This is a genomic window from Polaromonas sp. OV174 (assembly GCF_900112285.1).
In the GTDB taxonomy this organism is placed as follows: domain Bacteria; phylum Pseudomonadota; class Gammaproteobacteria; order Burkholderiales; family Burkholderiaceae_C; genus Polaromonas.
The window spans coordinates 150,747-170,866 of sequence record NZ_FOKZ01000006.1 but is presented as its reverse complement, the minus strand read 5'-3'; the positions used below and the strand labels follow the sequence as shown (position 1 = coordinate 170,866).

The following is a 20,120-nucleotide window of genomic DNA, read 5'->3' as shown; positions in this document are numbered from 1 at the left end:
TTGACTTTCACCCCACAAAACCACCTCAAAACCACCTCATATATCAGTGAAAACCCTAGCTTTTCAGATCCGGATGATGAGCATACGCCGTCATGGCCCCGCATCGCAAGTACCATCGGTGGATGAAGACAGAACCAGCCAGCAACCAAACCCTGAATGACCGCACGGCCGAGCTGATTCGGCAAAAGATCGTGCAAGGTGCGTTTTCGCCCGGCCAACGCCTGTCCGAAACAGCCCTGAGCGAAAGCCTGGAGATTTCGCGCAACACCTTGCGCGAGGTGTTTCGCCTGCTGACCAAGGAAGGCCTGCTCAAGCACGAACCCAACCGCGGCGTCTTCGTGGCCATCCCCAGTATTGCCTCCATCATTGACATCTACCGCGTGCGCCGGCTGATCGAATGCCAGGCCCTGGCCCAGGCCTACCCGCGCCACTCGGCCAAAAAGCACCTGCGCGAAGCCGTGGAAATGGCCCAGCGCTGCCGCGACGCCGGCGACTGGCAAGGCGTGGGCACCGCCAACATGGAATTCCACATGGCCATCGTCGAGCTGGCCGACAGCGAACGCCTGAACGTCATGTTCTCCCACGTGCTGGCCGAGTTGCGCCTGGCCTTCGGCCTGCTCAACGACCCTGAGTTCCTGCACATGCCCTATGTGGAAATGAACCTCAACATCCTGGAGCTGTTCGAAGCCGGCAAGCTGCAAGAGGCGGCTACCGCCCTAAACACCTACCTGGTCCATTCCGAGCGCATCGTTTTAGCGGTGTATGCGCGACGAATTTCGGATGAGGGGATGGGGAAGTAAACAGCTTTAAGAGGCTCGCAGCCACGAGTCCGGTGATCCGTATTTTTCTTTAGCCAAAATCACAAGAAAAAAAGCCGCGCAGCCCTCGCGGAATCTGCGCGGCCAGCTACTGAATTAGTAGCATCAACAGGTAAGGGCTCAGTGCAGCGCCCGCACCGCCCAGCGCAACTTGGCGGACGACGAGCGGGGGTTGCTGCGCTGCTCGTCATACGAAGCCCGAATCGGGTCGGCGGCCACGCTGCTGAAAGTGCCGTTGCGCTCGCCCGTTTGAAAGCACTTTTTCACGCGCCGGTCTTCCCCAGAGTGAAAGCTCAGAATAGCGACTCGCCCACCGGGCTTGAGGCAGGCGGGCAGCTTCAGCAACATCGCGTCAAGCACACCAAACTCGTCATTCACCTCAATGCGCAGCGCCTGAAAAGTGCGCTGCAGCACCTTCTTTGTTTCAACCAGCCGCTCTTCTGCAGGCATGCTGCGCTTGTACGCCAGCTCCATGGTGGCCCGCACCAGGTCGGCAAGCTGCACGGTGGTTTCTACATACTGGCCTTGCAGGGCTGCTGCCAATGGCAGGGCAAAGGGCTCATCGGAGTTGTCAGTCAGCAAGTCGCGCAGCCGGTGCCGGGTCACGCACAACAGCAGCTCGCTGGCAGACTGGCCGCTGCTGGGGTCCAGGCGCAGATCCAGCGGGCCATCGGCCCTGAAACTAAAGCCGCGTGCCGGGTTGTCAATCTGCATGGACGACACGCCCAGGTCTGCCAGCACAAAGTCGAAGCCGCCGCCAGCCTGTGGCAGCAAAGTGGCCAGTTCACTGAAATTGGCGCGGTGGACGATGAGCGCTTCGTCGCCAAAACCCAGTGCACGCAGCCGCGCCGTGGTGCGAGGCAACTCAATCGGATCGACATCCATGCCAAACATGCGCCCGCCTGGCTGCACCAGCGGCAGCAGGGCCAGCGTGTGGCCACCAAAGCCCAGGGTCAGATCCAGGCCGGTTTCGCCAGGCAAGGGCTTCAAGATGGCGAGGATTTCGTCCACGCAAATGGAGCGGTGCATGCCCGCAGGCGTTTGCCCGCGCTGCATGACCTTGTCCACCTCGGCCGCATGGCGCGTGGGGTCTAGCTCTTTGTATTTGTCTTCAAACTGGCGGGGATGGGTGCCGGCGTAACGCACGCGGCGCTTGTGGGGAGGGGTGGCGTCTGTCATCGGCCATTATGCGGCCCGCGCTTGCGCCTGTAGCAAAAGGCGGTCAGATCGTTCTGCAAGCGCTGCCAAACCGCAAGGTATTCAGTCTAAACAAAAAAGCCGCGCAGCCCTTGCGGAATCTGTGTAGATCACGCTGGAGTTGAAGGCGGCGCCGGCCAGTTCCTTGTTGCCCTACAGATCGATTCTGCTGCCACGATGAGCAATGCACGTATGAAACAATTGACAAGCACACGCGAGAAAACCAGGGACATCCAACAGGGAAGAAATGAGCAAAGCTGGCATTCAATCCAACCGCGGCGATGGCTATCAAACATTGGTAGCTTTCGATTGGGCTTTGAAAGTTCTATCCGACCCAGCCTATGAGTGGATTGACGTCGACTCAGTAACATCCCCTGTGGATGATGTTGTCATCGGAAAGGCAGATGGCACAACAATTTGCTGCCAATGCAAGAAGAACCAACCGACGCATACGGCCTGGACTGTCAGCAATCTCGCCGACGAACTACAAAAGGCTGGCCAGCTACTAGCAAGCGACTGCACTGCCGCAGTCATTTTCTATTCCCGTACAGCTTTTGGCGAACTGAGTTCATTACGGGAATACGGCACCGGCTATGCGGATGCATCTACCTACCAAGCAAACTTGGGTAATTCAAACCAGGCAACAGATAAAAAGCTGCACGACCTCCTGCTCATTTCGGCACCCTCCCTCTCAACTTACGAATTCCTACGCCGTACAAAGTTTGAGAACACGCCAGATCTGGACGGCATGCAAGAACTTCTGCATGAACGCCTGCGCAATTTGGCTAGCAATACTGCTTTGGCCTACCAAGCTTTATGGACGCGTCTCGATCACCTTGGTATGCGAGCCGATAGCAGCAATCAGAATGCAGCTATCCAACACCGCCTAACCAAGGCTGACATCAAAACCCTTCTAATTCGAGCAGGAGCAACGCTGACGCCGCCCATGGACATTGCGGAGATATTCGCACAAGCCGAAGAGCAGGAGGAGTTAGACGGCGGCACTATGCTCCAGCGCGTAGTCGTGGTTCAGGATGCACTATTGGCGTTGGGCGTCAATGGAGTAGAGGATTGGCTCAAAGCGATTGAACGGCCTTGATTCGCCAATTAGAGTGACAAGAAAATATTTAAATAAAAAAGCCGCGCAGCCCTTACCGAGTCTGCGCAGCCAGCTACTGAATCAGTAGCAATTCGTTGTTTTGTTACTTGCGCGTCGGCGGCAAATCGGTGCAACTACCATGCGCCACTTCCGCCGCCATGCCGATGCTTTCGCCCAGCGTCGGATGCGGGTGAATGGTCTTGCCGATGTCCACTGCGTCGGCACCCATTTCGATCGCCAGGGCGATCTCGCCAATCATGTCGCCGGCGTGGGTGCCGACGATGCCGCCGCCCAGGATCTTGCCGTGGCCGTGCGCTTCGGGGGAGTCGTCAAACAGCAGCTTGGTGAAACCTTCGTCGCGGCCGTTGGCAATGGCGCGGCCGGAGGCCGTCCAGGGGAACAAGCCCTTTTTGACCTTGATGCCTTGGGCCTTGGCCTGGTCTTCGGTGAGGCCGACCCATGCCACTTCGGGGTCGGTGTAGGCGACGCTGGGAATCACGCGGGCGTTGAAGGCGGCGCTAGCCAGTTCCTTGTTGCCCTGCAGTTCGCCGGCAATCACTTCTGCCGCCACATGCGCTTCGTGCACGGCCTTGTGAGCCAGCATGGGCTGGCCGACGATGTCGCCAATGGCGAAGATATGCGGCACGTTGGTACGCATCTGGATGTCGACCGGGATGAAACCGCGGTCGGTTACGGCGACGCCGGCTTTTTCGGCGGCGATCTTCTTGCCGTTGGGCGTGCGGCCTACGGCCTGCAGCACCAGGTCGTAGACCTGGGGCGCGGGGGCGGTGCCGCCCTCTTCTGCCGAAGCAAAGCTCACCTCTATGCCTTCGGGGGTGGCGCGGGCGCCCACCGTCTTGGTCTTGAGCATGACGTTGTCAAAACGCGGCGCGTTCATCTTTTGCCAGACCTTGACCAGGTCGCGGTCGGCGCCCTGCATCAGGCCGTCTAGCATTTCCACCACGTCCAGACGTGCGCCCAGGGTGCTGTAGACGGTGCCCATTTCCAGGCCGATGATGCCGCCACCCAGGATCAGCATGCGCTTGGGAACTTCCTTGAGCTCTAGCGCGCCGGTGCTGTCCACCACGCGCGGATCATTGGGCATGAAGGGCAGGCGCACGGCCTGGCTGCCTGCGGCAATGATGCAGTTCTTGAAGGCAATGGTCTGGGACTTGCCGGTTTTTTCCTGGCCCTCGGCACCGGCGGTTTCTTCGACCAGCAGGTGATTGGCGCCGACAAAGCTGCCGACACCGCGCACGGTGGTGACCTTGCGCATCTTGGCCATGGCGGCCAGACCGCCGGTGAGCTTGCCGACGACTTTTTCCTTGTGGCCGCGCAGTTTGTCGACGCTGACGGTGGGCGCGCCGAAGTCCACGCCCAGCGCGGCCATGTGGCTGACCTCATCCATCACGGCGGCCACATGCAGCAGCGCCTTGGAGGGGATGCAGCCGACGTTGAGGCAGACGCCGCCCAGCGTGGCGTAGCGCTCGACCAGGATGACTTTCAAGCCCAGGTCGGCGGCGCGGAAGGCGGCCGAATAGCCACCGGGGCCGGCGCCCAGCACCAGCAGGTCGCAGTCCAGATCGGCCGTGCCGGCAAAACTGGCGGCGGTTGGCGCCGCTACTGAATTAATAGCTACTTGCGCAGGAGCATCGGGCGCTGCAGCCTCATTTTGTTCTGAAACAGCGGCAGCGGCCGCTTCCAGCGTCAGAATCACCGAGCCCAGCTTGACCTTGTCACCCAGCTTGACTTTGAGCTCCTTAACCACGCCGGCGTGGCTGGAGGGAATTTCCATCGAGGCCTTGTCGGACTCGACGGTGATCAGGCTCTGCTCAAGCTTGATGCTGTCGCCGGCCTTGACCAGCATTTCGATCACGGTCACTTCATCAAAGTCGCCAATGTCCGGGACCTTGATATCGATCAGATTGGAGGGTGCGCTCATTTGGAGGCTTTCAATTTGAGGGTAAAGACGTCCACCGGTCCGGCGGAGTTTTTGTCGAATTCGCAACCGGCACTCAAGCCCGCAACCGCCACTTCGCGGGCGGTTTTGGCCGTGTCCCAGCAAGCATGCATGGCGCCCAGCGCAAAGCTGCGGCCCGAGCCTATGCCCCAGAATTCCTTGAACTCAAAGACTTCACGGTAGCTATACAGGCCGTAAATGCCGCTGGCGTTGGCGATCACCACGCTGTACTGGCTGGACTCGTAGGGGTCGTTGTCGTCTTCCTTGGTCTGCAGGAAGAAGGTTTCCTTGAGCACAGGGTGCAGCTTGACGAAGGTGTCAAATACCTCGTCCCGGGAGCCCAGCTTGAGCTGATCCTTGGGCAGCGCCGCCATGGCCTTGCGCAGCACCGGAAAGTGCGCCACCGTGCCGGCCATGCCGACATAGCTCAGGCCCGCCATGGTGTCGACCTTGAAGATCTTGCTGTTGGCCTCGAAGCGGTGGCCCAGGCGGGTATCGCCAAAGGTGACCAGGGTGTCGGCGGCAATCGCCACCTGGCCGGCCTTCTTGACGACCACCAGGGTGGTCACAGCAGCACTCGACGGAAATCCGCCAGGATTTGACCGAGATAGGCGTTGAAACGGGCCGCAGCGGCGCCGTCGATCACGCGGTGATCCCAGCTCAGCGACATCGGCTGCATCAGGCGCGGCTGGAAGGCCTTGCCATCCCAAACCGGCTCCATGCGGCTCTTGCAAACGCCCAGAATGGCCACCTCGGGCGCATTGATGATGGGCGTGAAGTAACGCCCGCCAATGCCGCCCAGCGAGGAAATGGTGAAGCAGGCGCCCGACATGTCGGCCGGGCTCAGCTTGCCGTCGCGGGCCTTCTTGGCCAGCTCGCCCATCTCTTGCGAGATCTGCACAATGCCTTTTTTATCGGCATCCTTGATCACGGGCACCACCAGACCGTTGGGCGTATCGGCGGCGAAGGCCACGTTGTAATACTGCTTGAGCACCAGTTGATCGCCATCGAGCGAGGCGTTGAACTGGGGAAACTTCTTCAGCGCCGCCACCGAGGCCTTGATGAGGAAGGCCAGCATGGTGATCTTGATGCCGGCTTTTTCGTTTTCCTTGTTCATCAGCACGCGGAAGGCTTCCAGCTCGGTGATGTCGGCGTCGTCGTGATTGACGACATGCGGAATCATCACCCAGTTGCGGTGCAGATTGGCGCCGCTGATCTTCTTGATGCGCGACAGGTCCTGACGCTCGACCGGGCCGAACTTGGTGAAGTCAACCTTGGGCCAGGGCAGCAGGTCCAAACCAGCGCCGCCGGACGATGCCGGCGCCTTGGCCGCCTGCGCCTGGGTGCGCGTATCGCCGGCCATCACGGCCTTGGTGAAGCTCTGCACATCGTTTTCGGTGATGCGGCCCTTGGGGCCTGAGCCCTTGACCTCGGCCAGTGGCACGCCGAGCTCGCGGGCGAATTTACGCACCGAGGGCGAGGCGTGCGGCAAATTGCCTTGCGGTGCCACGCTGGGCTCATGCGCCGGCATAGCCGCAGCCGGTGCGACAGCCGCAGCCGTCGTGGTGGCAACAGGCGCAGCAGCCGCCGCGGCTGCTGCCACGGGCGCTTGAACCGGCGCAGCAGCAGCCGCCGCCGGTGCGGCCGTACCTTCCAGCACGGCCAGCAAGTCACCGATATTGAGCTTGTCGCCCAGCTTGACTGTGAGCTCCTTGAGCACACCGGCTGCCGCCGAGGGGATTTCCATGGAGGCCTTGTCGGACTCCACCGTGACCAGCGATTGCTCGGCCTTGATGGCATCGCCAACCTTGACCAGCACCTCGATGACCACGACATCCTTGAAGTCGCCGATGTCGGGCACGCGCACTTCCACCGGGCCGCTGGCAGCGGCCACTGGCGCCGGAGCCGCCGCAACGGCTGCTGCTGGCTGCGCTGCCGCAGCCGGGGCGGCGGCCGGGGCCGGTGCTGGGGCGGGAGCGGCTTCAGCACCCGCCACCTCCAGCGTCAGCACGATGGAGCCGCGCTTGACCTTGTCGTCCAGCTTGACCTTGAGTTCCTTGACCACGCCGGCGTGGCTGGAAGGGATTTCCATGGAGGCCTTGTCGGACTCCACGGTGATCAGGGATTGCTCGGCCTTGACCGTATCGCCGGGCTTGACCAGCAGTTCGATCACCGTCACCTCGTCGAAGTCCCCAATATCGGGAACTTGAATATCTATCAACGCCATGTTGTTTGTCTCCGGTTGCTGCTGGCTGCTAGAGCAGGGTTTGCATCAAGCATAAAGAGGGTTGATCTTGTCGGCGTTGATGCCGTACTTCTGAATGGCTTCGGCCACCTTGGCAGCCGGCACCGTGACTTCTTCGCTCAGCGCCTTCAGCGCAGCCACGACGATGTAGTGGCGGTTGATTTCAAAGTGCTCGCGCAGTTTGCTGCGGAAGTCGCTGCGGCCATAGCCGTCGGTGCCCAGCACTTTGTAGGTGCGGCCCTTGGGGACGAAGGGACGGATCTGCTCGGCATAGGCCTTCATGTAATCGGTCGATGCCACCACCGGGCCGCTGTGCTTTTCCAGCTGCTGGCCGACGAAAGACACGCGCGGCGCCTCCAGCGGGTGCAGCAGGTTGTGGCGCTCGGCGTCCTGGCCGTCGCGCGCCAGTTCGTTAAAGCTGGGGCAGCTCCAGACATTGGCGGCAACGCCCCAGTCTTTTTCCAGCAGCTCTTGTGCGGCGATAGATTCGCGCAGGATGGTGCCCGAGCCCAGCAACTGCACACGCGGCGCGGTGGAGGCCGGTCCCTCTTTGCAAAGGTACATGCCCTTGATGATCTGCTCTTCGGTGCCGGGCGTGAGGCCAGGCATGGCGTAGTTTTCATTCAGCAGCGTGATGTAGAAATACACGTTGTCCTGTTTTTCCACCATGCGCTTGAGGCCGTGGTGCAGGATGACGCCAACTTCGTGCGCAAAGGTCGGGTCGTAGCTGATGCAGTTGGGAATCGTGCCGGCCAGGATGTGGCTGTGGCCGTCTTCGTGCTGCAGGCCTTCGCCGTTCAGCGTGGTGCGGCCCGAAGTACCGCCCAACAGGAAACCGCGTGCCTGCATGTCGCCGGCCGCCCAGGCCAGATCGCCGATGCGCTGGAAGCCGAACATCGAGTAGTACACGTAGAACGGCACCATGATGCGGTTGTTGGTGCTGTAAGACGTGGCCGCAGCGATCCAGCTGGACATGCCGCCGGCTTCGTTGATGCCTTCCTGCAGGATCTGGCCCTTGGTGTCTTCCTTGTAATACATCACCTGGTCTTTATCGACCGGGGTGTACTGCTGGCCCGCTGGGTTGTAGATACCGATCTGGCGGAACAGGCCTTCCATACCGAAGGTGCGGGCCTCATCGACCAGGATGGGCACGACGCGCGGGCCCAGGGCCTGGTCGCGCAGCAGTTGCGTGAGGAAACGCACATAAGCTTGCGTGGTCGAGATCTCACGGCCTTCGGCCGTGGGCTCCATCACCGACTTGAAGATTTCCAGCGCCGGCACGGTGAAGCTCTCGTCGGCCTTGGTGCGGCGATGTGGCAAATAGCCGCCCAGGGCCTTGCGGCGCTCGTGCAGGTATTTCATCTCCGGCGTGTCGTCGGCCGGCTTGTAGAACGGGATGTCGGGCAGCTGGCTGTCCGGAATCGGGATGTTGAAGCGGTCGCGGAAGGCCTTGATATCCTCGTCGGCGAGCTTCTTGGTCTGGTGAACGTTGTTCTTGCCTTCGCCAATCTTGCCCATGCCAAAACCCTTGACGGTCTTGATCAGCAAGACCGTCGGCTGGCCCTTGTGATTGACGGCCGAGTGGAAGGCCGCATAGACTTTTTTCGAGTCATGGCCGCCGCGGCGCAGGTTCCAGATGTCGTCGTCGCTCATCTTGGAGACCATTTCCAGCGTGCGCGGATCGCGGCCGAAGAAATGCTTGCGCACATAAGCGCCGTCATTGGCCTTGAAGGCCTGATAGTCGCCGTCGTTGCACTCCATCATGATTTTGCGCAGCGCACCGTCCTTGTCGCGTGCCAGCAGCGCATCCCAGCTGCTGCCCCAGATGAGTTTGAGCACGTTCCAGCCGGCGCCACGGAACTCGCCTTCGAGCTCCTGAATAATCTTGCCGTTGCCGCGTACCGGGCCGTCCAGGCGCTGCAAATTGCAGTTGATCACAAACACCAGGTTGTCGAGCTTCTCGCGGGCCGCCAAACCAATGGCGCCCAGCGATTCAACTTCGTCCATCTCGCCATCGCCACAGAACACCCAGACCTTGCGGTTTTCGGTGTTGGCAATGCCGCGGGCGTGCAGGTACTTCAGGAAACGCGCCTGGTAAATCGCCATCAAGGGGCCAAGGCCCATGGACACCGTGGGGAACTGCCAGAAGTTGGGCATCAGCTTGGGATGCGGGTAGCTGGACAGGCCCTTGCCATCGACTTCCTGGCGGAAGTTGAGCAGTTGCTCTTCGGTCAGACGGCCTTCCAGGTAGGCACGGGCGTAAACGCCGGGTGACACATGGCCCTGGATGTAGAGGCAGTCACCGCCGTGGTTCTCGCTCTCGGCATGCCAGAAGTGGTTGAAGCCGGCGCCGAACATGCTGGCCAGCGAGGCAAAGGAGCCGATGTGGCCGCCCAGGTCACCGCCGTCGGCAGGATGCAGGCGATTGGCCTTGACGACCATGGCCATGGCATTCCAGCGCATGTAGGCGCGCAGGCGCCCTTCGATTTCAAGATTACCGGGCGAGCTCTCTTCCTGGTCGGCCTCAATACTGTTGACATAAGCGGTGTTGGCCGAGAAAGGCATGTCTATGCTTTTCTGGCGGGCATGCTCAAGCAGTTGCTCCAGCAGAAAGTGGGCGCGCTCGGGGCCTTCACTTTCAATCACTGCGGACAGCGCATCCATCCACTCGCGGGTTTCCTGTGTGTCGTTGTCCAGTGCGGCGCGCAAATTGTCTGCACCGGCTTGATTTGGATTCGCAGCCATTGTTGTCTCCTGAGTAACGCTTGTTAACCCTGCAACGCACGCTCTTTTGGGAGCTGCGCACAAAGCCCATATCCAACCTGGGTCTAAGGCGTGTTTTAAACGCAAATTAGATTCAAGACCCTAGTTTCTCATAATATTTATCGCATTTCAAATGGCGCTTAGTGATTTCATATTATGAATTTATTGCAAGAATCCATGCTATCTGCCGTTCTTCAACCATGTCAGCCCACTCAAACGCAGCATTCATGGATTCACCTTGATAGATCACGCCCAGCCCTGCTGGCCCCCGGCTTCTCCCTTAAACTGCATGCCTCGCCCATGCCCAAACACGCCTCCTCTCCCACCGACGCAGCCACCAGCCCTGCCCCTCTTGCTTTGTGGCGCCGCTGGTGGCGCAAACAATCACCGTCACGACAAGACCGCTTCATCACACTGGGCCCGCTGCTGGCCGTGATGCTGTTCCTGGCCGCCGTCATTGCGGCCTTCGGTTACCTGCGCCTGGAGGAAATAGATCGCGAGCAACAAGCCGTCACCCGCGATGTCGAGTACGCCCAGCAAAGGCTGCGCTTGCGCCTGTTGGAGCGGCAAGAGCAGCTCATGCGCCTTGGCCGGGACGTCTCCAACAAAGAGATCGACACCGAAGAGTTCACCGTCCAGGCCGAGGCGCTGGTCAACCAGTACCCGGAACTGATGGCGGTCAGCTGGATAGACAGCAAGCGCCGAATCAAGGTCGGCTATGTATCGCCCAGCGCCAATACCAGCCAGTTGCGCATTACCGGCGAGCAGCTCAAGGTCGACGAAACCGACGGCACTTATGAGCTGGCGCGCGATCTGCGGCAACCGGTCTACTCCCGCCCCTTGCTGCTCAAGGAGGCCAATGGCCACAGCTCACCTTCGCTGCAACTGCAGGTGCCACTGGACGATCAGGGCAAGTTTGCCGGTGTCATCATGGGTGAATATTCGATCGACGGGTTGCTGCGCTTTGGCGTGCCGACCGAGGTCACGGCCAAATACGCGGTGGCGCTGGTTGACGATCACAACGTGGTGCTGGCCGGCAACCTGCCGCCGCCACGCAACCGTGCTGCGCGCCTGCTGCCCTGGACCGAGGGCGCGGCCAAGTACGAAATTCCGGTGTCCCCGGTGGGCAATGGGCTCTTGATACGGGCCGAAGGCTACCGCGCCTCGCTGGGCGTGGTGGGCAGCGGTTTTTTCTGGCTGGTCAGCGCCCTGAGCGCGCTCACCGTCTGGATGCTCCTGGGCACCTGGCGCCACACCCGCCGCCGGGTGCAGGCCCAGCAGGCGCTGATCTCCGAGACCAATTTTCGCCGTGCCATGGAAAACTCCATGCTCACCGGCATGCGCGCCCTGGATCTGCAGGGCCGCATCACCTATGTCAACCCGGCCTTTTGTCAAATGACCGGCCTGAGCGAAAGCGAGCTGGTGGGCCGTACACCGCCCTTCCCGCATTGGCCTGAGGCCGAACTCGACACCCTGATGGCCAGGCTGGACGACGAATTGAATGGCCGCACGCCGCCCGGCGGTTTCGAGGTCAGGGTCAAGCGCAAAAACGGCGAGATCTTTGACGCCCGCATGTATGTCTCGCCACTGATTGATCCGCGCGGCCAGCAAACCGGCTGGATGACCTCCATGACCGACATCACCGAGCCCAAGCGAATCCGTGAGGAGCTCTCGGCGTCTTACGAACGCTTCACCACGGTGCTTGAGGGGCTGGATGCGGCCGTCTCCGTGGCGCCCCTGGGCAGCGAGGAACTGCTGTTTGCCAACAAGCTCTACCGCGCCTGGTTTGGCGCCGAGGTCTCTGGCCATGTGAACCTGATCGCCCAGGCCGGTGAACCGGTCGTCGTACCGACCGAAGACACCTTTGACGCGGTCGATGGCCTGGCCGGCCTGCCCACCGACGCACTGACCGCGGCCCAGGCGGCCAATGCCGAAATTTTTGTGCCCGAGCTGGGCAAATGGCTGGAAGTGCGCTCGCGCTACCTGACCTGGGTCGATGGCCGGCTGGCGCAGATGGTGATTGCCACCGACATTACGCCACGCCGCCATGCCGAAGAACAGGCGGCCCAGCAAAACGAACGCGCCCAGACCGCCAGCCGGCTTATCACCATGGGTGAAATGGCCTCCAGCGTGGCACACGAGCTGAACCAGCCGCTGACGGCCATCAACAACTATTGCAACGGCATGGTGTCGCGCATCAAGGATCAGAAAATCAGCAACGAAGACCTGTTGCAGGCACTGGAAAAGACCGCCAAGCAGGCCTATCGGGCCGGACAGATCATTCAGCGCATTCGCGCCTTTGTGAAACGCAGCGAGCCCAACCGCACCTCCTCCGAGGTGGCCACCATCGTCAGCAACGCGATGGAGCTGGCCGAGATCGAACTCAGGCGTCACCATGTGCGGCTGAGCCACTACATCGCGGCGCGGCTTCCCACCATCATGGTCGACCCCATTCTGATCGAGCAGGTGCTGATCAACCTGATGAAAAACGCCGCCGAATCGATTGCCCAGGCCCACCGGCCCACGGCCAGGCGCAGCGTTGAATTGCGCGTGGTGCCCAAGCACATCGACGAGCAAAGCGGGGTGGAGTTTTCCATACTCGACACCGGGCGCGGCCTGTCCCCTGAAGTCATGGGTCGCCTGTACGAAGCCTTTTACTCCACCAAGGCCGAAGGCATGGGCATTGGCCTCAAACTGTGCCGCAGCATTGTCGAGTCTCACCAGGGCCGGATGGAGGCCGAGAACCTCTACAATGGCGACGAGGTGGTGGGTTGCCGGTTTACTTTCTGGATTCCTGTGACACCCCTGCTTTTACCATCGCCTTCTGCTAGCGATAATGCAGCGCTCAAGGACGCTGGCGCTCATTGAACGATTCAAAAACTGTTCCCTGAAAAACGTTTACGAAGAAAGTAAGGCATGAGCTTGATTCCGAAAAAAGGTACGGTCTACGTCGTTGATGATGACGAGGGCGTGCGCGACTCCCTGCAATGGTTGCTCGAAGGCAAGGACTACCGGGTGCGTTGTTACGATTCGGCCGAAACATTTCTGAGCCGTTATGACACCCGCGAAGTGGCCTGCCTCATCGTTGATATCCGTATGGGCGGCATGACCGGCCTGGAGCTGCAAGATCGCCTGGTCGAGCGCAAATCACCCTTGCCCATCGTTTTCATCACCGGCCACGGCGACGTGCCCATGGCGGTGAACACGATGAAAAAAGGTGCGATGGACTTCATCCAGAAGCCTTTCCAGGAAGAGGCTCTTGTCGGCCTGGTCGAGCGCATGCTGGAGCAAGCCAAGGATGCCTTTAGCGATCACCAGCAATCGGCCAGCCGTGACGCCCTGCTCGCCAAGCTGACCTCGCGCGAAGCCCAGGTGCTGGAGCGCATCGTCGCCGGTCGCCTGAACAAGCAGATCGCCGACGACTTGGGCATCAGCATCAAGACGGTGGAGGCGCACCGCGCCAACATCATGGAAAAGCTCAATGCCAACACCGTGGCGGACTTGCTCAAAATCGCTTTGGGCTCCAACGCTCCCAAAGCCTGAGCCCGCCCCTCAAAAGCTATCTTTTTGATAGCTCATTGCGCCCGTGGTTCCTGGACTAGCGGGCGTTTTTAATTGAAGAAACTGAAACATGACAGCCCAACTCATAGACGGCAACGCCCTTTCCAAACAACTGCGCGCCGAGGTTGCCCAGCGCGCCGCAGCGCTGCGCGCTCGCGGCATCATGCCGGGTCTGGCCGTGGTGCTGGTCGGTGAAAATCAGGCCAGCCAGGTCTATGTGCGCAACAAGGTCAAGGCCTGCGAAGACAACGGCCTGCACTCGGTGCTGGAAAAGCATCCGGCCGATCTCAGCGAAGCCGCGCTGCTGGCACGCGTCGAGGCCCTTAACAACGACCCGACGATTCACGGCATCCTGGTGCAACTGCCCCTGCCCGCCCACATCGATGCACAAAAGGTGATCGAAGCAATTTCCCCAGCCAAGGATGTCGACGGCTTTCACGTTGCCAGCGCCGGCGCCCTGATGACCGGTTCAGCCGGCTTCTGGCCCTGCACGCCCTATGGCTGCATGAAGATGCTGGAATCGATAGGCTACGAGCTGCGCGGCAAGCATGCCGTGGTCATAGGCCGCAGCAACATCGTCGGCAAACCTATGGCGCTGATGCTCTTGCAGAAAAATGCCACCGTGACGATTTGCCACAGTGCCACGCCTGACCTCAAGGCCATGACGCTGCAGGCCGACGTGATCGTGGCCGCCGTCGGCAAGCAAAACGTGCTGACCGCCGATATGGTGAAACCCGGCGCGGTGGTGATAGATGTGGGCATGAACCGCAATGCCCAAGGCAAGCTCTGCGGCGACGTGGATTTTGCGGGTGTGAAAGAGGTGGCCGGCTACATCACGCCGGTACCCGGTGGCGTCGGCCCCATGACCATCACCATGCTGCTGGTGAACACCCTGGAAGCAGCCGAACGCAGCTAAGCGAAGCCGCTAAGGACGGGCGGCCCGCAGGCCGCTCAATCCGGGTTGCCGGGTCTTACGCTGCTCAAGCGCCAAAGACTCAGGCCGGCGCACAGCCATTGGCCAAAATACATGGCGCTGCCCAGGCCATGCCAGAGCTTGAGATTGCCACCTTCGGCCCGCGCGCTGACGATGCGCGGCGCCACGCCAAACTCGACCAGCAAGGCCAGCAACAAGCCAGCCACTACAAATTTCATAGCTGCTCGCGCATACAGCATAAGGCCTGGATCGTCTTTTTGATTAAAAACCAGCAGCATCAGCATGGCGCAGCCTATGCTCAGCCAGGTTTGGGCGCTAAAAAGTTTGGCGGCCATGGCACCCGCCATGGCGGGGTTGCCCAGCTGCATGAACAGCAAGGGCACCACCACAAAACCCAGCCCGCTCAAGCTGCCCCACCAGAGCGCAGCGGCCAGCAAGCCAATGCGCGGGCGAACTGGCTGACGCGGCGACTGAGCCATCAGAGGTAGTGAACGGCGACGATTTCGTAACGCTTGATACCGCCGGGCGCCACCACTTCGGCGCTGTCACCCTCGTCCTTGCCGATCAGGGCGCGAGCAATCGGTGAGCCGATGTTGACCAGGCCCAGCTTGATATCGGCCTCGTCTTCACCGACGATCTGATAGGTCACGCTGTCGCCAGTGGCTTCATCTTCCAGCTTCACCGTAGAGCCAAACACGACCCGGGTGCCGGGCTCCAGCGACGAAGGATCGATCACCAGCGCCGCCGACAGCTTGCCTTCGATTTCCTGGATCCGGCCTTCAATAAAGCCCTGGCGATCCTTGGCAACTTCATACTCAGCGTTTTCGCTCAGGTCACCCTGGGCTCTGGCCTCGGAAATTGCATTGATGACCCAGGGGCGGTCAACGGTTTTGAGCTGATGCAATTCGGCCTTGAGCTTTTCCGCGCCGCGCTTGGTGATGGGTAAGGTTGCCATGTTATTTCGTCCTGCAAAATGCGAAACCGCCGCCAGTCACCTGGCAGCGGCATGTTGAATCCACTTGAAGTTTAATTCAAATCCGGCCTGATCGGCCGGATGAAGACACCGATTGTCAGGTCGCCTGGGCTGTCAATTGGGCGTGCAATTCCTGAATCGAATACACGCTCAGGTTATCCAGGTACTTCATGCCCTCCACTGCCGCCTCGGCACCGGCAATGGTGGTGAAGGTGGTGACGCGGGCCAGCAGTGCCGAAGTGCGGATCTGCCGCGAGTCGGCAATCGCATTGCGGCGCTCTTCCACGGTGTTGATGACCAGTGCGATTTCATCGTTCTTGATCATGTCCACCACGTGCGGCCGGCCCTCGGTGACCTTGTTGACCACGCCGCAGGCAATGCCGGCGGCCGTGATGGCCGCCGCCGTGCCCTTGGTCGCGACCAGTTCGAACTTGAGCGCTGCCAGGGCGCGCGCCACGTCGACCGCACGCGCCTTGTCGTTGTTCTTCACCGTCAAAAAGACCTTGCCGGAGGTCGGCAGCTTGGTGCCGGCGCCAATTTGCGACTTCACAAAAGCCTCGCCAAAGGTCTTGCCCACGCCCATCACCTCGCCGGTGGACTTCATCTCGGGGCCGAGAATGGTGTCCACACCAGGGAACTTGACGAAGGGGAAGACGGCTTCCTTGACGCTGAAATAAGGCGGCGTGACTTCGTTGACAACGCCTTGCGAAGCCAGCGACTGGCCAACCATGCAACGCGCCGCCACCTTGGCCAGCTGGATGCCAGTGGCCTTGCTGACGAAAGGCACGGTGCGGGAAGCGCGCGGATTGACTTCCAGCACGTAAATCACGTCTAGGCCATCAATGTTCTGGATCGCGAACTGCACGTTCATCAGGCCAACCACGTTCAGGGCCTGAGCCATGGCAGCGGTCTGGCGCTTGATCTCGGTCACCGTCTGCTCGCTCAGCGAATAAGGCGGCAGCGAACAAGCCGAGTCGCCGCTGTGCACGCCCGCCTGCTCGATGTGTTCCATCACGCCGCCTATGAAGGTCTTGCCTTCGGCGTCGCGGATACAGTCGACATCGCATTCGATGGCGTCGTTGAGGAAGCGGTCCAGCAACACCGGCGAGTCGTGGCTGACCTTGACCGCCTCGCGCATGTAGCGCTCCAGATCGCGCTGCTCGTGCACGATTTCCATGGCCCGGCCGCCCAGCACATAGCTGGGGCGCACCACCAGCGGATAACCCAGCGCGGCGGCTTTTTCCAGCGCTTCCGGCTCGGTGCGGGCCGTGGCATTGGGCGGCTGGCGCAGGGCCAGCTCATGCAGCAGTTTCTGGAAACGCTCGCGGTCTTCGGCGGCGTCAATCATGTCGGGCGAGGTGCCAATGATGGGCACGCCGTTGGCTTCCAGATCCAGCGCCAGCTTCAAGGGGGTCTGGCCGCCGTACTGGACGATCACGCCGAAAGGCTTTTCCTTGTCGACGATTTCCAGCACGTCTTCCAGCGTCAGCGGCTCGAAGTAAAGACGGTCGCTGGTGTCGTAGTCGGTGGAAACCGTTTCCGGGTTGCAGTTGACCATGATGGTTTCATAACCATCGTCGCGCATGGCCATGGCGGCATGGACGCAGCAATAGTCAAACTCGATGCCCTGACCGATGCGGTTGGGTCCGCCGCCCAGCACCATGATTTTTTTCTTGTCGGTGGGCGCGGCCTCGCACTCGCTGCTGGTATTGAAAGGATGCGCAGCCTCGTAGGTCGAGTACAGGTAGGCCGTATTGGTTTCGAACTCGGCGGCGCAGGTGTCCACCCGCTTGTAGACCGGACGCACACCCAGGGCTTTGCGCCGTTCACGGATGGCGGTATCTGTGGTTTTGAGCTGGCGCGCCAGGCGGCGATCGGAAAAGCCTTTTTGCTTCAAGGCGCGCAAGGTGGCCGCGTCAATCTTGTCCAGCGAGGTAGTTTCCAATTCCAGCTCGATCTTGACGATCTGCTCGATCTGCACCAGGAACCAGCGGTCAATCTTGGTCAGTTCGAACACTTCATCGACGGACAGGCCCATGGCGAAGGCGTCGCCGACATACCAGATGCGGTCAGGGCCGGGCGCGCCCAGCTCCTTCTCCAGCACTTCGCGATCCTGGGTTTTTTCGTTCATGCCATCGACGCCGACCTCCAGGCCGCGCAAGGCTTTCTGGAAGGACTCCTGGAAGGTGCGGCCCATGGCCATGACCTCGCCGACCGACTTCATCTGCGTCGTCAGGCGCGAGTCTGCCGTCGGGAATTTTTCAAAGGCAAAACGCGGAATCTTGGTGACCACGTAGTCGATGCTGGGCTCGAAGCTGGCGGGCGTGGCGCCGCCGGTGATTTCGTTGCGCAGCTCGTCCAGCGTGAAACCCACGGCCAGCTTGGCGGCGATCTTGGCGATCGGAAAACCCGTGGCCTTGGAGGCCAGCGCCGAGGAGCGGGAGACGCGCGGATTCATCTCGATGACGACCATGCGGCCGTCTTTCGGGTTGATGGAGAACTGCACGTTGGAGCCGCCGGTATCGACACCGATTTCGCGCAGCACCGCCAACGAGGCATTGCGCAGAATCTGGTATTCCTTGTCGGTCAGGGTTTGCGCCGGCGCGACAGTGATCGAGTCGCCGGTGTGCACGCCCATGGGGTCCAGGTTTTCAATCGAGCAGACGATGATGCAGTTGTCGGCGGTATCGCGCACCACTTCCATCTCGTACTCTTTCCAACCGAGCAGCGACTCTTCAATCAGCAACTCGTTGGTGGGCGAGGCTTCGATGCCGCGCTTGCAGATTTCCTCGAACTCTTCCGGGTTGTAGGCAATGCCACCACCGGTGCCGCCCAGGGTGAAGCTGGGGCGGATGACGGTGGGAAAACCCAGCGTCTTCTGCACGGCCCAGGCCTCGTCCATGGTGTGGGCAATGCCCGAGCGCGCCGAACCGAGACCGATCTTGGTCATCGCATCCTTGAACTTCAAGCGGTCCTCGGCCTTATCTATGGCCTCGGGCTTGGCACCAATCAGCTCGACCTGGTATTTTTCCAGCACGCCATGGCGCCAGAGGTCCAGCGCGCAATTGAGCGCGGTCTGGCCACCCATGGTCGGCAAGATGGCATCTGGCCGCTCTTTGGCGATGATTTTCTCGACTGTCTGCCAGGTGATGGGTTCGATGTAGGTGACGTCGGCCGTGGCCGGGTCGGTCATGATCGTCGCCGGATTGCTATTGATCAGGATGACCTTGTAGCCCTCTTCGCGCAGCGCCTTGCAGGCTTGCACGCCCGAGTAGTCAAACTCGCAGGCCTGGCCGATGATGATGGGGCCGGCGCCAATGATGAGAACCGATTTGATGTCTGTACGCTTAGGCATGTTTGTGTTGCTCCATCAGTGCCGTGAAGCGGTCAAATAGATACGAAATATCGTGCGGGCCGGGTGAGGCTTCCGGGTGGCCCTGGAAGCAGAAAGCCGGCTTGTCGGTGCGGGCCAGGCCCTGCAGCGTGCCGTCAAACAGGCTGACGTGGGTGGCGCGCAGGTTGGCTGGCAGGTTGTCGGCGTTGACCGCAAAACCGTGGTTCTGGCTGGTGATGCTGACGCGGCCGTTGTCCAGGTCTTTGACCGGGTGGTTGGCGCCGTGATGGCTGGACTGCATCTTGAAAGTGGTCGCACCGCTGGCCAAGGCCATGATCTGGTGGCCCAGGCAAATGCCGAAGGTCGGGATGCCGGTTTCGATCAACTCGCGCGTGGCGGCAATCGCGTAGTCGCAGGGCTGCGGGTCGCCAGGGCCGTTGGACAAAAAGATGCCATCGGGCTTGAGCTTGAGCACGTCGGCGGCCGGGGTTTGCGCCGGCACCACCGTGATGCGCGCGCCGCGTTCGGCCAGCATGCGCAGAATGTTCTTCTTCACGCCAAAGTCAAAGGCCACGACGTGAAAACGCGGAGTGATCTGCACACCGTAGCCCGAGCCGAGCTTCCACTCGGTCTGCGCCCACTCGTAGGTCTGCCTCACCGACACGACCTTGGCCAGATCAAGCCCGGCCATGTTGGGTGCGCCCCTGGCCGCCGCCAGGGCCTTGTCAATCGCGGCCTGACTGACCGCTTCGCCTTGGGCGAGCGCCAAAATACAGCCGTTTTGCGCGCCCTTGGTGCGCAGGTGACGGGTCAGCTGACGGGTATCGATACCCGCAATGGCCACCGTCTTTTCCTTGACCAGATACTCCGACAGCGTCATGGTCAGGCGGAAATTCGAGGCCAGCAAAGGCAAGTCCTTGATGATCAGGCCGGCTGCATGGATTTTTTCGGCTTCAACGTCTTCGGCATTGATGCCGTAATTACCGATATGGGGATAAGTCAGCGTGACGAGCTGCTGGCAATAGCTGGGATCCGTGAGGATTTCCTGATAGCCGGTCATGGCGGTGTTGAACACCACCTCGCCGATCGTGGAGCCCGCAGCTCCAATCGAATGACCGATAAAGACCGTGCCGTCTGCGAGCGCCAAAATGGCGTGAGGGCTTGTTTCGCGTGTTCCCTGTAGAGACAAAAGCACTGGGTTCTCCGGGTTGGTTACGGTTCGCCCAAGCGCGCACA

Annotated in this window: 14 protein-coding genes; 5 read left to right on the top strand and 9 right to left on the bottom strand. The window is 60.8% G+C overall.

The window, feature by feature from the left end; genetic code table 11:
- The first annotated feature begins 122 nt into the window (after positions 1 to 122).
- Positions 123 to 800 (top strand): GntR family transcriptional regulator, encoded by a 678-nt coding sequence (locus tag BM160_RS07895; RefSeq protein ID WP_092003214.1) that lies wholly within the window; start codon positions 123 to 125, stop codon positions 798 to 800.
- Between the two features lie 138 nt (positions 801 to 938).
- Here the strand turns inward: BM160_RS07895 and rsmH are convergent, their stop codons facing one another.
- Positions 939 to 1,997 carry a 16S rRNA (cytosine(1402)-N(4))-methyltransferase RsmH gene (gene rsmH, locus BM160_RS07890; RefSeq protein ID WP_092003126.1) on the bottom strand — a complete coding sequence of 353 codons (1,059 nt, stop codon included), beginning with the start codon at positions 1,995 to 1,997 and terminating at the stop codon, positions 939 to 941.
- A 265-nt stretch (positions 1,998 to 2,262) separates the two neighbouring features.
- On the opposite strand from rsmH, the gene BM160_RS22725 reads away from it, so the two are divergent.
- Complete coding sequence (locus tag BM160_RS22725; protein ID WP_218156594.1) at positions 2,263 to 3,114, top strand: hypothetical protein; 852 nt, start codon at positions 2,263 to 2,265, stop codon at positions 3,112 to 3,114.
- Between the two features lie 103 nt (positions 3,115 to 3,217).
- Here the strand turns inward: BM160_RS22725 and lpdA are convergent, their stop codons facing one another.
- From lpdA to aceE, 4 genes are read right to left on the bottom strand one after another with little or no spacing between them, the layout of a single operon-like run.
- Positions 3,218 to 5,056 (bottom strand): dihydrolipoyl dehydrogenase, encoded by a 1,839-nt coding sequence (gene lpdA, locus BM160_RS07880; protein ID WP_092003123.1) that lies wholly within the window; start codon positions 5,054 to 5,056, stop codon positions 3,218 to 3,220.
- The gene (locus tag BM160_RS07875; protein WP_092003119.1) at positions 5,053 to 5,643 is read right to left on the bottom strand and encodes an Ntn hydrolase family protein; all 591 of its coding nucleotides are present in this window, start codon (positions 5,641 to 5,643) and stop codon (positions 5,053 to 5,055) included. The genes lpdA and BM160_RS07875 overlap by 4 nt, the downstream gene beginning before the upstream one ends.
- Positions 5,640 to 7,301, bottom strand: a complete 1,662-nt coding sequence (gene aceF / locus BM160_RS07870; RefSeq protein ID WP_092003116.1) for a dihydrolipoyllysine-residue acetyltransferase — start codon at positions 7,299 to 7,301, stop codon at positions 5,640 to 5,642. Before aceF ends, BM160_RS07875 begins: the two co-directional genes overlap by 4 nt.
- Positions 7,302 to 7,346: 45 nt before the next feature.
- Positions 7,347 to 10,064 carry a pyruvate dehydrogenase (acetyl-transferring), homodimeric type gene (gene aceE, locus BM160_RS07865; RefSeq protein ID WP_092003113.1) on the bottom strand — a complete coding sequence of 906 codons (2,718 nt, stop codon included), beginning with the start codon at positions 10,062 to 10,064 and terminating at the stop codon, positions 7,347 to 7,349.
- A gap of 318 nt (positions 10,065 to 10,382) precedes the next feature.
- On the opposite strand from aceE, the gene BM160_RS07860 reads away from it, so the two are divergent.
- The 3 genes from BM160_RS07860 (at position 10,383) to folD (ending at position 14,559) form a co-directional block, all read left to right on the top strand.
- Entirely contained in the window at positions 10,383 to 12,950 is a 2,568-nt protein-coding gene (locus BM160_RS07860) for a PAS domain-containing sensor histidine kinase (protein WP_092003110.1), read from the top strand.
- Positions 12,951 to 12,998: 48 nt separating this feature from the next.
- Positions 12,999 to 13,625: a response regulator transcription factor gene (locus tag BM160_RS07855; RefSeq protein ID WP_092003107.1), complete on the top strand. Its 627-nt coding sequence runs from the start codon at positions 12,999 to 13,001 to the stop codon at positions 13,623 to 13,625.
- 88 nt (positions 13,626 to 13,713) lie between these two features.
- On the top strand, positions 13,714 to 14,559 hold the full coding sequence (folD, locus tag BM160_RS07850; protein WP_092003104.1) for a bifunctional methylenetetrahydrofolate dehydrogenase/methenyltetrahydrofolate cyclohydrolase FolD: 846 nt from the start codon (positions 13,714 to 13,716) through the stop codon (positions 14,557 to 14,559).
- Between the two features lie 35 nt (positions 14,560 to 14,594).
- Here the strand turns inward: folD and BM160_RS07845 are convergent, their stop codons facing one another.
- The 4 genes from BM160_RS07845 to carA form a co-directional block, all read right to left on the bottom strand.
- Positions 14,595 to 15,056, bottom strand: coding sequence for a DUF4149 domain-containing protein (locus tag BM160_RS07845; protein ID WP_092003101.1), 462 nt, complete (start codon positions 15,054 to 15,056; stop codon positions 14,595 to 14,597).
- Complete coding sequence (gene greA / locus BM160_RS07840) at positions 15,056 to 15,532, bottom strand: transcription elongation factor GreA (protein WP_092003098.1); 477 nt, start codon at positions 15,530 to 15,532, stop codon at positions 15,056 to 15,058. Before greA ends, BM160_RS07845 begins: the two co-directional genes overlap by 1 nt.
- A gap of 115 nt (positions 15,533 to 15,647) precedes the next feature.
- Positions 15,648 to 18,905, bottom strand: coding sequence for a carbamoyl-phosphate synthase large subunit (gene carB, locus BM160_RS07835; RefSeq protein WP_092003095.1), 3,258 nt, complete (start codon positions 18,903 to 18,905; stop codon positions 15,648 to 15,650).
- The gene (gene carA / locus BM160_RS07830; RefSeq protein ID WP_092003093.1) at positions 18,898 to 20,079 is read right to left on the bottom strand and encodes a glutamine-hydrolyzing carbamoyl-phosphate synthase small subunit; all 1,182 of its coding nucleotides are present in this window, start codon (positions 20,077 to 20,079) and stop codon (positions 18,898 to 18,900) included. The genes carB and carA overlap by 8 nt, the downstream gene beginning before the upstream one ends.
- Between the last annotated feature and the right edge of the window lie 41 nt (positions 20,080 to 20,120).

Excerpts from the sequence above, each read along its gene's own strand:
- lpdA (WP_092003123.1), bottom strand. The coding sequence starts at position 5,056 with ATGAGCGCACCCTCCAATCTGATCGATATCAAGGTCCCGGACATTGGC.
- rsmH (WP_092003126.1), bottom strand. The coding sequence starts at position 1,997 with ATGACAGACGCCACCCCTCCCCACAAGCGCCGCGTGCGTTACGCCGGC.
- BM160_RS07860 (WP_092003110.1), top strand. The coding sequence starts at position 10,383 with ATGCCCAAACACGCCTCCTCTCCCACCGACGCAGCCACCAGCCCTGCC.
- BM160_RS07855 (WP_092003107.1), top strand. The coding sequence starts at position 12,999 with ATGAGCTTGATTCCGAAAAAAGGTACGGTCTACGTCGTTGATGATGAC.
- aceF (WP_092003116.1), bottom strand. The coding sequence starts at position 7,301 with ATGGCGTTGATAGATATTCAAGTTCCCGATATTGGGGACTTCGACGAG.
- BM160_RS07845 (WP_092003101.1), bottom strand. The coding sequence starts at position 15,056 with ATGGCTCAGTCGCCGCGTCAGCCAGTTCGCCCGCGCATTGGCTTGCTG.
- greA (WP_092003098.1), bottom strand. The coding sequence starts at position 15,532 with ATGGCAACCTTACCCATCACCAAGCGCGGCGCGGAAAAGCTCAAGGCC.
- carB (WP_092003095.1), bottom strand. The coding sequence starts at position 18,905 with ATGCCTAAGCGTACAGACATCAAATCGGTTCTCATCATTGGCGCCGGC.
- BM160_RS07895 (WP_092003214.1), top strand. The coding sequence starts at position 123 with ATGAAGACAGAACCAGCCAGCAACCAAACCCTGAATGACCGCACGGCC.
- folD (WP_092003104.1), top strand. The coding sequence starts at position 13,714 with ATGACAGCCCAACTCATAGACGGCAACGCCCTTTCCAAACAACTGCGC.
- BM160_RS22725 (WP_218156594.1), top strand. The coding sequence starts at position 2,263 with ATGAGCAAAGCTGGCATTCAATCCAACCGCGGCGATGGCTATCAAACA.
- aceE (WP_092003113.1), bottom strand. The coding sequence starts at position 10,064 with ATGGCTGCGAATCCAAATCAAGCCGGTGCAGACAATTTGCGCGCCGCA.